Source organism: Pseudomonas siliginis, assembly GCF_024072275.1.
Lineage (GTDB): Bacteria > Pseudomonadota > Gammaproteobacteria > Pseudomonadales > Pseudomonadaceae > Aquipseudomonas > Aquipseudomonas siliginis.
The window spans coordinates 1,946,259-1,959,130 of the sequence record NZ_CP099598.1; the positions used below are offsets into that span (position 1 = coordinate 1,946,259).

Annotated in this window: 14 protein-coding genes; 11 read left to right on the forward strand and 3 right to left on the reverse strand. The window is 59.6% G+C overall.

Features of this window, described 5'->3' with window-relative positions; translation table 11 throughout:
* Positions 1-192: 192 nt before the first annotated feature.
* Complete coding sequence (gene prmB, locus NF676_RS09255) at positions 193-1,101, forward strand: 50S ribosomal protein L3 N(5)-glutamine methyltransferase (RefSeq protein ID WP_252887591.1); 909 nt, start codon at positions 193-195, stop codon at positions 1,099-1,101.
* A gap of 58 nt (positions 1,102-1,159) precedes the next feature.
* Here the strand turns inward: prmB and NF676_RS09260 are convergent, their stop codons facing one another.
* Complete coding sequence (locus NF676_RS09260) at positions 1,160-1,951, reverse strand: hypothetical protein (protein WP_125918579.1); 792 nt, start codon at positions 1,949-1,951, stop codon at positions 1,160-1,162.
* Positions 1,952-2,050: 99 nt separating this feature from the next.
* Positions 2,051-3,004: an alpha/beta hydrolase gene (locus tag NF676_RS09265; protein WP_041479390.1), complete on the reverse strand. Its 954-nt coding sequence runs from the start codon at positions 3,002-3,004 to the stop codon at positions 2,051-2,053.
* 130 nt (positions 3,005-3,134) lie between these two features.
* On the opposite strand from NF676_RS09265, the gene aroC reads away from it, so the two are divergent.
* The 5 genes from aroC (at position 3,135) to mtnC (ending at position 7,355) form a co-directional block, all read left to right on the forward strand.
* A complete protein-coding gene (gene aroC / locus NF676_RS09270) occupies positions 3,135-4,226 on the forward strand; it encodes a chorismate synthase (protein ID WP_024012223.1) in 1,092 nt (363 codons plus the stop codon).
* A gap of 34 nt (positions 4,227-4,260) precedes the next feature.
* Positions 4,261-5,406 carry an MFS transporter gene (locus NF676_RS09275; protein WP_150638721.1) on the forward strand — a complete coding sequence of 382 codons (1,146 nt, stop codon included), beginning with the start codon at positions 4,261-4,263 and terminating at the stop codon, positions 5,404-5,406.
* Entirely contained in the window at positions 5,403-6,029 is a 627-nt protein-coding gene (locus NF676_RS09280; protein WP_095180814.1) for a methylthioribulose 1-phosphate dehydratase, read from the forward strand. Before NF676_RS09275 ends, NF676_RS09280 begins: the two co-directional genes overlap by 4 nt.
* A 92-nt stretch (positions 6,030-6,121) precedes the next feature.
* The gene (locus NF676_RS09285; protein WP_038861971.1) at positions 6,122-6,667 is read left to right on the forward strand and encodes a 1,2-dihydroxy-3-keto-5-methylthiopentene dioxygenase; all 546 of its coding nucleotides are present in this window, start codon (positions 6,122-6,124) and stop codon (positions 6,665-6,667) included.
* A 4-nt stretch (positions 6,668-6,671) separates the two neighbouring features.
* Positions 6,672-7,355 carry an acireductone synthase gene (mtnC, locus tag NF676_RS09290; protein ID WP_236169483.1) on the forward strand — a complete coding sequence of 228 codons (684 nt, stop codon included), beginning with the start codon at positions 6,672-6,674 and terminating at the stop codon, positions 7,353-7,355.
* A 174-nt stretch (positions 7,356-7,529) separates the two neighbouring features.
* Here the strand turns inward: mtnC and NF676_RS09295 are convergent, their stop codons facing one another.
* The gene (locus tag NF676_RS09295; protein WP_016773780.1) at positions 7,530-7,808 is read right to left on the reverse strand and encodes a DUF3509 domain-containing protein; all 279 of its coding nucleotides are present in this window, start codon (positions 7,806-7,808) and stop codon (positions 7,530-7,532) included.
* Between the two features lie 385 nt (positions 7,809-8,193).
* Here NF676_RS09295 and NF676_RS09300 point away from each other — a divergent pair, with 385 nt between their 5' ends.
* From NF676_RS09300 to speE, 5 genes are all read left to right on the forward strand, one after another.
* Entirely contained in the window at positions 8,194-10,032 is a 1,839-nt protein-coding gene (locus NF676_RS09300; protein ID WP_095180815.1) for a long-chain-acyl-CoA synthetase, read from the forward strand.
* A gap of 94 nt (positions 10,033-10,126) precedes the next feature.
* Positions 10,127-10,645 (forward strand): ankyrin repeat domain-containing protein, encoded by a 519-nt coding sequence (locus tag NF676_RS09305; protein ID WP_150741359.1) that lies wholly within the window; start codon positions 10,127-10,129, stop codon positions 10,643-10,645.
* A gap of 158 nt (positions 10,646-10,803) precedes the next feature.
* The gene (locus tag NF676_RS09310; protein WP_056784060.1) at positions 10,804-11,334 is read left to right on the forward strand and encodes a hypothetical protein; all 531 of its coding nucleotides are present in this window, start codon (positions 10,804-10,806) and stop codon (positions 11,332-11,334) included.
* Between the two features lie 71 nt (positions 11,335-11,405).
* Positions 11,406-11,597 carry a PLDc N-terminal domain-containing protein gene (locus tag NF676_RS09315; protein ID WP_016773784.1) on the forward strand — a complete coding sequence of 64 codons (192 nt, stop codon included), beginning with the start codon at positions 11,406-11,408 and terminating at the stop codon, positions 11,595-11,597.
* Positions 11,598-11,838: 241 nt separating this feature from the next.
* Positions 11,839-12,714, forward strand: coding sequence for a polyamine aminopropyltransferase (gene speE, locus NF676_RS09320; protein ID WP_016773785.1), 876 nt, complete (start codon positions 11,839-11,841; stop codon positions 12,712-12,714).
* Positions 12,715-12,872: the final 158 nt, after the last annotated feature.

Consider the following 12,872-nt stretch of genomic DNA (forward strand, 5'->3'; position numbering starts at 1 on the left):
AGCGGTTCTGTGAATCGCTACCATCGTAGGCGCCGTCGTTCTTGGCCTGCAGCCTTGTCAAGTTACACGTTCCGTTCAATGCCTGATGCAAAAAAAAGAAAACTCCTACCGGAACCGCGTGGTTTTTCCTGCGTCGTCGTCGCGCGTTTTGGCTGCTAGAATCGCCAGTCGTTTTTTCTGGAGTTCTACGCCGTGATCACTTCCCGACTTCGTACCCTGCGCGACCACATCCGTTGGGCCGTCAGCCGCTTCCATGGGGAGGATCTGTTTTTCGGTCATGGCACCGACAACGCCTGGGACGAGGCGCGTCAGCTGGTGCTGGGCGCTTTGCACCTGCCTTGGGAAATCGCCGACAGCTATCTTGATTGCGCGCTGGAAGATGACGAACTGGTCAATCTGCAGCGCTTGCTCAAGCGCCGCATCGAGGATCGCGTTCCCACCGCCTATCTGCTCGGTGAAGCTTGGTTCTGCGGCATGTCGTTCATCGTCGACCCGCGCGTGTTGATCCCGCGTTCGCCGATTGGTGAACTGATCGAAAACCGCTTTGCGCCATGGATCGGCAACGAACCGACGCGGATTCTCGACCTGTGCACTGGCTCCGGCTGCATCGGCATTGCTTGCGCTTACGAATTCCAGAATGCCGAGGTAGTGCTCGCGGACCTGTCGTTCGAGGCGCTGGAAGTGGCCAATCAGAACATCGAGCGCCATGGCGTCGATGAGCGCGTCTACACGGTGCAGGGTGATGGCTTCGATGGCTTGCCGGGTCAGCGTTTCGACCTGATCGTGTCGAACCCGCCCTACGTCGATGCGGAAGATTTCGCCGACATGCCGGACGAGTATCAGCACGAGCCTGAACTCGGTCTGGCCTGCGGTGATGATGGTCTGAATCTGGTCCGGCGCATGCTCGCCGAAGCGGCGGATCACCTGACCGAGAAAGGTTTGTTGATTGTCGAGGTGGGCAACAGCCAGGTGCACGTCGAGGCGTTGTACCCGGAAGTCGATTTCGCCTGGCTGGAGTTCCAGCGTGGTGGGCATGGCGTGTTCATGCTGACAGCCGAGCAGTGCCGCGCGCATCAGGCCCTGTTCGCGTCCCGCGTCTAAGGTTGTGACAGATCGTTCCCACGCAGAGCATGGGAACGATCAGTACGCGCTCAAGCCCTCAGCGGTGCGTAGCAATCCAGATCAACAACCCCGCCTGAAACACCGCAAATGCCACCAGACACGTAATGGTGAAACGCAGCCCGGCGTCTTCACGCTTGAACTTGCTGACTTTTTCTTCCTGCTTCTTCAGTTTCACTTCCTGCTCGGCCAGGTTCTGTTCGGCCTGCTGGAGCATCTGCGCGGCTTCAAGAATTTCGACGATCTGCAGCTTTTCGCTGTTCCAGTCACCCAGCAGATCACCGACCTGCACGGCCTTGATGCTGCCTTTCAAATGCTGGGCATCGGCGTAAGCCACATCGAAACCGTGCACGCGCAGGAAATGGTCGCGACGCAAGCGAGTGTCTTCGTTGAGCGCGTCCTTGTTGTTCAGGTCCATGCCGTCGACGGTGTAGCCGGGCCAGCGCTTTTTCGCCCAATTGATGCCTTGCGCAGCCATGAAGCGGCCGATACCGCGATTCAGCGGTTCAATCTGCAAGCCGCTATCGGGACCGAAGCTCACCCGTTTGCTCGCGTGGTCGACCCACACATCAAGATGATTCTGCTCTTTGCGCACGCGCTGGTTGGGCAGCTTGATCGCCATGCGCATCAGGCTGCGCTCTTTGCTGTTGCGCTCGGCGTAACCGAATTCGACAAAGCGCAACGGCCGGCCGCCGGTATTGCGGTCGGTCTGCAGCGGCGCCAGGCGGAGCATCTTGTGGTGCTCGGCCTGAACGTCCGCCCACGGCAGTTCGACCGCTGGCGGTGCGTCTTTTTCAGCGCTGGTGTCGGGTGAAGTCTGGGTTTCAGTCATAACGGCGAGATCCTGTCCAAGCCCTGCTTGCCGCCAGACGTTGCGCTGGCGACAAAGGCTTATCGGCCGTTTTCTGTGAGGCTGGAGGGTAAAACGCAGTTAACTTGCACGAATTCCGTCAATAAATTCGATGACGGCGGCGCCCAGTTCGGCGGCCAGGGGCAAATTCGGGTCCTTGTAGGAGGCCAATTGCCGCTTCATGTCGTTGTGGACGATGCGCAGCACGTGATTCATACCGTCGATCACCGTCAGTTGCGCGTCCGGTTTCGCCGCCTTGAGCAGCTTCGCGTCCTCGGTGCCGACCTGAATGTCGTTGCTGCCCTGGACAATCAGCGCCGGCATTTTCAACTGGGCAAAGGCCTGCGCCGGGTCCTGACGGAACAGCGAAATCAGGTACGGCTGCACGCTCGGGCGAAAGATCACCTGCAACGGCTGCGGCACGTTGTCATCGGTATGGCCGGCCTTGAGGCTGTCGAGCAGTTCGTTGCTGCGCAGCATCAGTGGCGGCGGCAGGCTGCGCGCCAACTGTTCGCGGATGACCTGGTCGACCGGGCGCGCGCTGCCGGACAGCGAGATCACCGCCGCTGCGTCCAGCTTCGGCGCGGCGAGGCTGGCAATCAGCGCGCCTTCGCTGTGGCCGAGCAGAATCAGTTTGCCGAAACGCGGATCGGCCTTGAGCTTCTGCCCCCATGCCACTGCGTCCGCCGCATAGCCTTCTACAGACAAATCACGTTCATCGGGAGCGGCCGCCAGGCTCGCGGCGACGCCGCGCTTGTCATAGCGCACGCTGGCGATGTTGTGTTTGGCCAGCACCCAGGCCAAGCGCTTGAGGCTGTCATTGCGTCCGCCGTCGGGGTTGTTTCCGTCGCGATCTGTAGGACCTGAGCCAGAAATCATCAGAACAATCGGCACCGGGCTGTCGGACTTGGGCAGCAACAGCGAACCGAAAAGTTCGCCGCTGCCGGTGTCCAGAGTGACCGGGCGCTGTAGGACTGTCGCTTGGGCAAAGCCGGTAAAGAGGGTAAGACTCAAGATCAGAACTCGCAGCATCATCACGCCATCATTGGTCAAGGTGCCGGTTGGACTCGCCGGCACCACTAAGGTTCGAGGATGAACTACTCGGTTAGCCTGCGTATACTGGCGCGCATCAAGAATTCGGGTTTGATTTCACGGAGCGTCCTGCATGTCCGGCAATACCTACGGCAAGTTGTTCACTGTCACCACCGCTGGCGAAAGCCATGGTCCGGCGTTGGTCGCCATTGTCGACGGCTGCCCGCCGGGCCTGGAGATTTCCCTGGAAGATCTGCAGCGCGACCTCGATCGCCGCAAGCCCGGCACCAGCCGCCACACCACTCAGCGCCAGGAAGCCGATGAAGTCGAAATCCTCTCCGGCGTGTTCGAGGGTCGCACCACCGGTTGCTCGATCGGCCTGCTGATTCGCAACACCGACCAGAAGTCCAAGGACTACTCGGCGATCAAGGACCTGTTCCGCCCGGCTCACGCCGACTACACCTATCACCATAAATACGGCGAACGCGATTATCGCGGCGGTGGCCGCAGTTCCGCGCGGGAAACCGCCATGCGCGTGGCGGCCGGTGCGATCGCCAAGAAGTATCTGGCCAGTCAGGGCATCGTGATTCGCGGTTACATGAGCCAGCTCGGCCCGATCGAAATTCCGTTCAAGACCTGGGATTCGGTCGAAGAAAACGCCTTTTTCAGTCCTGACCCGGACAAGGTCCCGGAGCTGGAAGCGTACATGGACCAGTTGCGCCGCGATCAGGACTCGGTCGGAGCGAAGATCACCGTGGTCGCCGAAGGCGTGATGCCGGGTCTTGGCGAGCCGATCTTCGATCGCCTCGACGCCGAACTGGCCCACGCGCTGATGAGCATCAACGCGGTCAAGGGCGTCGAGATCGGCGCCGGGTTCGCCTGTGTCGCCCAGCGTGGTACCGAACACCGCGATGAACTGACGCCGGAAGGATTCCTCAGCAACAACGCCGGCGGCATCCTCGGTGGCATCTCGTCCGGCCAGCCAATCGTTGCGCATCTGGCATTGAAACCGACCTCGAGCATCACCACCCCAGGCCGCTCGATCGACGTGAATGGCAACCCGGTCGACGTGATCACCAAGGGTCGTCACGACCCATGCGTCGGCATCCGCGCGACGCCGATCGCCGAGGCGATGATGGCCATCGTGCTGATGGATCACCTGCTGCGCCACCGTGGGCAGAACGCCGATGTGCGCGTGAGCACGCCGGTGCTGGGCCAGCTCTGATGGCCGCGCTCAAAGCCGTCGCGGCATAACCGGCGTGGCGGCGCTTCCTTACTGGCGGCTGTCCAGTTTCTATCTGTTCTATTTCGCCTTGCTCGGATCGACAGCGCCATTTCTGGCGCTGTACTTCGATCACCTCGGCTTCAGCGCCGCACGCATCGGCGAGCTGGTGGCGATTCCGATGCTGATGCGCTGCGTGGCGCCGAACATCTGGGGCTGGCTCGGCGATTACACCGGCAGGCGTCTGGCCATCGTGCGCTTTGGTGCGGTGTGCACGTTGCTGACCTTTTCGCTGATTTTCGTCAGCCAGACCTACGCCTGGCTGGCGATGGTCATGGCCCTGCATGCGTTCTTCTGGCACGCGGTGCTGCCGCAGTTCGAAGTGATCACCCTCGCGCATCTGCAGGGGCAAACGTCGCGTTACAGCCAGATTCGCCTGTGGGGCTCGATCGGCTTCATCATCACTGTGGTGGTGCTGGGACGGCTGTTCGAATGGCTGAGTCTGGACATCTACCCAGCGGCGTTGGTGCTGATCATGGCCGGTATCGTTCTCAGCAGCCTGTGGGTGCCGAATGCACAGCCGGCGCAAGGCAATCGGCCGACGGGTGAGGGCTTCCTCAAGCAATTGTGTCATCCCGGCGTGCTGGCGTTTTATGCTTGCGTCGCGCTGATGCAGGTCAGCCACGGGCCGTATTACACCTTTCTGACTTTGCACCTTGAACGCCTCGGTTACAGCCGTGGCGTCATCGGCATGCTCTGGGCCGTGGGCGTGGTGGCGGAAGTGCTGATGTTCATGGCCATGAGCCGCATTCTGGCGCGCTTTTCCCTGCGCCGGGTGCTGCTGGCGAGCTTCCTTCTGGCGGCGTTGCGTTGGGTGCTGCTCGGTTCGTTTGCGGAGTTTCTCTGGGTGTTGTTGTTCGCCCAGGTGTTGCATGCAGCGACATTCGGCAGCTTTCATGCGGCTGCCATCGCTTTCGTGCAACGTAGTTTCGGCGCCCGCCAGCAAGGCCAGGGCCAGGCGCTGTATGCGGCACTGGCCGGCACCGGCGGGGCGCTCGGCGCGCTGTATTCCGGCTACAGCTGGAATGCCCTCGGCGCAACATTGACCTTTAGTATTGCCAGTCTCGCAGCGCTTGCCGCTGCCGTTATCATTGCCACATGTATGCAAGAGGACAGGCCATGAGCCTTAGCCGTGAACAGCTCGCCCAGCAGATCGTTGACGCCGGGCGTTTTCTATATGGCCGTGGCTGGTCGCCAGCCACCAGCAGCAACTATTCGACACGCCTGTCGCCGAGCGAAGCGCTGTTGACCGTATCGGGCAAGCACAAGGGCCAGTTGGGTGTGGATGACGTGCTCGCTACCGATCTGTCCGGCAACAGCCTGGAGCCGGGCAAGAAACCCTCCGCCGAAACCTTGTTGCACACCCAGCTCTACCGCTGGCGCGCGGAAATCGGCGCGGTGTTGCACACCCACTCGGTGAACGCCACGGTGCTGTCGCGGCTGACCCCGGAAGATTTCATCGAGTTCGAAGACTACGAACTGCAAAAAGCCTTCAGCGGTATTTCCACCCATGAATCACGGGTGCGTGTGCCGATTTTCGACAACGATCAGGACATTGCGCGCCTCGCTGCCAAGGTGCAGCCTTGGCTCGACGCCCATCCTGATTGCGTCGGTTATCTGATTCGTGGTCATGGCCTCTACACCTGGGGCGCGCAGATGAGCGACGCGCTGCGGCAGATCGAGGCTTTTGAATTCCTGTTTGAATGCGAGTTGAAAACCCGCAGCGTCATGAACCGCCAAGGCTGAGTTCATCTGAAACAGCCTGTTTGCCTGATGCCATGCGGCGCCCGACCGGTCTTCAAGAGCCGGACGGCGCCGCCGCTACCGAGGAATTGCCCATGAGCAGCCTGTCCGTTTATCACGTTTCCAGCCCTGAGATTCCCAATAAGGTGCTGACCCATTTCGAAGATATCGCCTCGACGCTGGCCGAGCAGGGCGTGCGTTTCGACCGCTGGCAGGCCGCCGCGAAGATTCAGCCCGGCGCCAGTCAGGAAGAGGTCATCAGCGCTTATAAAGAGCAGATCGACAAACTGATGACCGAGCGCGGTTACATTACGGTCGATGTGATCAGCCTCAACAGTGATCATCCGCAAAAAGCCGAGCTGCGCGCCAAGTTCCTCGAAGAGCACCGCCATGGCGAAGACGAAGTGCGATTTTTCGTCGCCGGTCGTGGCTTGTTTACCCTGCATATCGACGATTACGTCTACGCCGTGCTCTGTGAAAAGAACGACCTGATCTCGGTTCCGGCCGGCACCAAGCACTGGTTCGACATGGGCGAACATCCGCATTTCGTGGCGATTCGTCTGTTCAACAACCCGGAAGGCTGGGTTGCCAATTTCACCGGCGAAGACATCGCCGGTCGTTTCCCGCGTCTGGAGGACTGAAACCGTGTCGATCAAAGCCATCCTCACCGACATCGAAGGCACCACCAGCGCGGTGAGTTTCGTCTTCGACGTGCTGTTTCCCTACGCCGCCGAACATTTGCCCGACTTTGTGCGCCAGACCGCTTCGCGTGCCGATGTCGCCGAACAGCTCGACGCCGTGCGCCGAGACAGCAATGAGCCGCAGGCCGATGTCGAGCGGGTTGTTGAAATCCTCTTGAGCTGGATCGCTGAAGACCGCAAAGCCACGCCGCTCAAGGCGTTGCAGGGCATGGTCTGGGCGCAGGGCTATCAGGCCGGGCAGTTGAAAGGGCATGTTTATCCGGATGCCGTTGAAGCGCTGCAACGTTGGCATGCGGCCGGTTATCAACTGTTTGTTTACTCGTCCGGCTCGATCCAGGCACAGAAACTGATTTTCGGTTGCTCGGAAGCGGGGGATCTGACACCGCTGTTCAGCGGCTATTTCGACACCACATCGGGGCCGAAGCGTGAGGCGCAGTCCTACCGCAACATTCAGCAGGCGGTGGGTGTTGAAGCCGATGAAATCCTGTTCCTGTCGGATATCGTCGAAGAGCTCGACGCTGCCCAGTCAGCCGGCATGAAAACCTGTGGCCTGGCGCGTGAAGGCGGGGAGTTGGCAGGACACGTGACGGTGGACAGCTTTACCGGGATCGAACCGGAAGCGTTCTGACCATTGCACGCATCCCTGTAGGAGCTGTCGAGTGAAACGAGGCTGCGATCTTTCGATTTACGCATGAAATCAAGATCAAAAGATCGCAGCGTACCGCAGCTCCTACAAAAATCATGCGCACAAAAAACAGGCCGTGAAGCGCATGCTCCACGGCCTGTTTTTGTTTTAAGCCAATTACAGCGAGTGATAGGTCGGCAGAGCAAAACGCTGCTGGCTCTGCAGCATCGCAATTTGCGGCAGCTCGCTGGCTTGTTCGGCCAAGTCACGGCGGATCGCGCTGATCGCCCACGACAGTTGGTCGCCGGCATGCAGTTGCTGATACGAGAGTGCGCGTTTGAAGACTTTGCCGTCGCTGCTACGCAGAGTGAGCAGGATGCCACCGTCAGGACGTGGGGCAGTGCTGACTTCGTAGTTGGAGAACAGCGATGTAAATTTTTCTTGAATCAGGCTCATGTCATCAGCTCCGTATGTACTTGAATGGCAAGCATGCGGAGGTAGTTGCAGCGTTTGTGCCAGTATTGATGCGAATAAATTCCCTTTAAAATCAACAAGTTGAAAGTAGTGCATTTTGCCGGCGTCGTGCAATCTGCATGAATGGCCATCGTGCATCCTGCATTTTGCGTGATTTTTCTCCATGCAACGGAACCAAACGTCCGTACCAGAATCCGCTGTTCCCCGTAGGCGCGACGGGATACAAATCATTGCAAAAACCGCGTGTACAGCCCCGCGAGCACTGACGTACTTTCCTTCTCGACCCACGGAGTAAACGCGTCGGTCGCAGTCATTACCCGATAACAAGAACAGCGGTCTGCACGTCAAGATCGAACGGGGAGCTTTCATGCGTCACGCACCAAGCGACACGATTACCTGGGGCATGATGCTCCGCAAACTGCCGATGATCGCCAAGGCCATCCCCCGGGTGGTCAAAGGCATGAAGGTGGCCAACGTCACGGATCCGACCCAAACGTGCGGCCTGGGTTGGACGTTCGAGCAGGCGACGCTGCGCAATCCCGATGGTGCGGCGTTGTTGCAGGGCGACGTTGCCTTGACCTATACACAGGTCAATCAGTGGGCCAATCGCATCGCGCATTACCTGAGCGAGCAGGGCATCGGCAAGGGCGATGTGGTCGCGGTGTTCATCGAGAACCGTGCGGAATTACTGGTGACAATCCTGGCGCTGGCCAAGCTCGGCGCGGTCAGTGCGCTGCTCAACACCTCATTGATGCGCGACACGCTTGTTCACAGCATCAATCTGGTTGCGCCTGTGGCCATCGTGGTCGGCGAAGAACTGACCGCTGCCTATGCCGGCGTGCGTGATCAGGTAGCGATCGCAGCGCCCCGCACCTGGTTTGTCGCTGATCAGGACACATACAGCCACCCGGGCATCGCGCCCGAGGATTACGTCAATCTGATCAGCGCCAGTGCTGACGCCAGCAGCGATAACCCGCCGAGCAGCGCGCAAGTATTCTTCGACGATCCGTGTTTCTACATCTACACCTCCGGCACCACCGGTCTGCCCAAGGCCGGGGTTTTCAAGCACGGACGGTGGATGCGCAGTTCGGCGAGCTTCGGCATGATCGCCCTCGATATGCGCCCGGATGATGTCGTTTACTGCACCTTGCCGCTGTATCACGCCACAGGTCTGTGCGTGTGTTGGGGATCGGCGATCAACGGCGCCTCGGGTTTCGCCATCCGCCGCAAATTCAGCGCCAGCCAGTTCTGGAATGACGTGCGCCGCTATCGCGCGACCACCATCGGCTATGTTGGCGAATTGTGCCGCTACCTGGTCGAGCAACCGGTCAGCGTCGATGACAGCCGTCACGATGTGCGCAAGATGATCGGCAATGGCCTGCGTCCTGGTGCTTGGGCCGAGTTCAAATCACGTTTTGCGGTGGAGCATATCTGTGAGCTGTACGCGGCCAGCGACGGCAACATCGGTTTCACCAACATCCTCAATTTCGACAACACCGTCGGGTTTTCCCTGATGGCCTGGGAACTGGTCGCTTACGACCATGACAGTGGCGAGCCGTTGCGCGGCGAAGATGGTTTCATGCGCAAGGTCGGCAAGGGCGAGCAAGGCCTGCTGCTGGCGCGTATCGACGAAAAAGCGCCGCTGGACGGTTACACCGATCCGCAGAAAACCGCCCGCGTCGTATTGCACGATGTGTTCAACAAGGGCGATCGCTTTTTCAACACCGGCGACCTGCTGCGCAACATCGGTTTCGGCCACGCGCAATTTGTTGATCGCCTCGGCGATACGTATCGCTGGAAGGGTGAAAACGTGTCGACCACCGAAGTCGAAAACCTCTTGCTGCAACATCCATTGATTGCTGAAGCTGTGGCCTACGGTGTCGAAATCCCCAACACCAACGGGCGCGCCGGAATGGCCGCCATCACTCCTGCGGAATCCTTGGCCACGCTGGATTTCGCTGAATTGCTGAGTTTCGTCCGGCAACGTATGCCGGCTTATGCCGTGCCGTTGTTCCTGCGGGTGAAAGTGAAAATGGAAACCACCGGCACGTTCAAGTACCAGAAGACTCGCCTGAAAACAGAAGGCTTCGATCCCGGCCTCACGGGCGATGACCCGATCTTTGCCTGGCTGCCGGGCAGCGAAACTTATGTGCATGTCAGTGAGCAAATCCTCGCTGAAATTCAACAAGGCAAACATCGGTATTGAGCGTGGCTATCGGGACGCTCGGAAAAAACCGAGTGACAGGCACCGTCGCGCTCGGGAAACTGTCGGCTTCCGATAGACCGAAATGGAGTGCCACATGTCTGACCAAAGCCGCCAGATGACCCCTGAGGAAGCTGCCGAATTCACCGAGCAGGTTTTCAACAAGGCGCGCGACGGTGATGCCGAGATGCTTGATCGCCTTGTCTCCGCCGGACTGCCGGTGAACCTGAAAAACAGCAAGGGCGACACCCTGTTGATGCTCGCCAGCTACTACGGCCATGTTGATGCGGTGAAGGTTCTGCTTAAACACAAAGCCGATCCGGAAATGCGCAATGGCAACGGCCAGAGCCCGATTGCCGGCGCTGCGTTCAAAGGCGATCTGGCGGTGGTCAAGGCGCTGGTCGAGGCGGGCGCCGAAATTGAAGGTTCTTCCTTCGACGGCCGCACGGCGCTGATGATGGCGGCGATGTTCAACCGCGTTGAAATCGTCGATTACCTGATCGGCCAGGGTGCTGACCCGAGAGCCAAGGACGCCAATGGCGTGACCGCGCTGGATGCGGCGCGGACCATGGGTGCAGTCGATACCACTGCGCAGCTGGAAAAGTTGTTGGCCTGATAAACGATCAAAAGATCGCAGCCTGCGGCAGCTCCTACACTTGATGCGTTCGCCAAGTGAACGCAGGACCTGTAGGAGCTGCCGAAGGCTGCGATCTTTTGCTTTTCTGCGCTATTCTTCGCGCCCGAAATTCTACTGTCACTACAGGATCCGCCCTCATGAAAGCCGCACTCGTCGAACTCATCAGCAAAATCAGCTCCGGCTGCATGGGCGAGGACGAGATCCTGAAAGTGGCCGACGAAGCCGCTCAGGCCTACGCCGATGCCAATGCTTTTCTGGCCGCCAATCCGGACATCAACTACGACGACACATTCCCGATCCCGCTGGGTGAGTGGGTAGTGGTCGGCAGCCTGCCGGAAACTGTGCTGTTCCAGGCCGATACCTATGTCGATCTGTTCGCACAAATCGTTGCTTCGTTTGGCCCCGGCGTGGATTTCAACCTCAAGCCCAAACAACTGGCCAAGACCGAAGCACTGACCGCACTCAACCGCATCCAGGTGCAGATGAGCAGCCTGAACAAGGAAAACGGCGGTTACACGTTGATGAACTTCAGCCAGTTGCTCGACGATGAATTGCAAATGGTCCTGGTCTACGGCAACGACGTGCCCCGCGTGCTGGAGTTGTGCGCCGAGGTCGGCATCGCCGCTGCGCCGGCACTGGAAGCCTTGAAGGTCGCTGTTCACGTCTGAACGCAATAAAAGGGAACCCTGCGCGCGACCGTCTATCCTAAAAGTGCATGCCACTATTCTGGAGCGACACCATGGGTTCCACGTTCAACGGTCTGATTGGCCTGATCATCCTTGCCCTCGATATCTGGGCCATCATCAACGTGCTGAAAAGCGGCGCCTCCACCGGAATGAAAATCGTCTGGGTGTTGCTGATCATCCTCCTGCCGGTGCTGGGCCTGATCATCTGGGCTATTGCCGGGCCACGGGGTAACGTCCGGATCTGAGCTGATTTTCGATCACACGGTCATCCCTGTGGGAGCGAGCCTGCTCGCGAAGACGTTGTGTCAGTCGCCATCACCGGCAACTGATACTCCGCTTTCGCGAGCAGGCTCGCTCCCACAGTGGTTTGCGCTGGTAAAAAACAACTGGAGGTTCGACCTGTCATCTTCGGCAACGTAGAATGCGCGCCTTTCCCGGGCAATCGTCCCCACGATGGCGCCCGCGCATTTATCGGAGCACTTGACCATGACCGTCACCAAGACCAGCGAGTACCTGGAAACCCTCTACGAAGGCTACGGCCAGCGTTTTCGCATGGAAAAACTGCTGCACGAAGTGCGCACCGAACACCAGCATCTGGTGATCTTCCAGAACCCGCGCATGGGCCGGGTGATGGCGCTGGACGGCGTGATCCAGACCACCGAAGCCGACGAATTCATCTACCACGAAATGCTCACCCACGTGCCGATCCTTGCCCACGGCACCGCCAAGCGCGTGCTGATCATTGGCGGCGGTGACGGCGGCATGTTGCGCGAAGTGACCAAACACGCCGGCGTCGAGCACATCACCATGGTCGAAATCGACGGCACTGTGGTCGACATGTGCAAGGAATTCCTGCCGAACCATTCCGCCGGAGCCTACGACGATCCGCGCCTGAACCTGGTGATCGATGACGGCATGCGTTTCGTCGCCACCACCACTGAAAAATTCGACGTGATCATCTCCGACTCCACCGACCCGATCGGCCCGGGCGAAGTGCTGTTCTCGGAGAACTTCTACCAGGCGTGCCACCGCTGCCTGAACGAAGGCGGCATCCTCGTGACTCAGAACGGCACGCCGTTCATGCAAATCGACGAAGTCAAAACCACCGCCGGTCGCCTGCGCAGCCTGTTCCCGGACTGGCACTTCTACCAGGCCGCCGTGCCGACCTACATCGGCGGCTCGATGACCTTCGCCTGGGGCTCGACCAACCCGGCCTACCGCAAGCTCAGCCGTGAAACCCTGCAACAGCGCTTCATCGGCAGCGGCATCGTCACCCGTTACTACAATCCGGAAATCCACATCGGCGCGTTCGCCTTGCCGCAATACGTGCTGCAAGCGGTCAACAAGCCAAGCAACGACTGATCACTCTGAAGTCGCTCTGCAAGGGAGCTTTTGTGGCGAGGGGATCTATCCCCGTTGGGATGCGCAGCATCCGTGAACCGGCCTGCGCGGTGTCTCCGTTAAACCGCAATGGACGGCATTACGACTGCTGCGCAGCCGAACGGGGATAAATCCCCTCG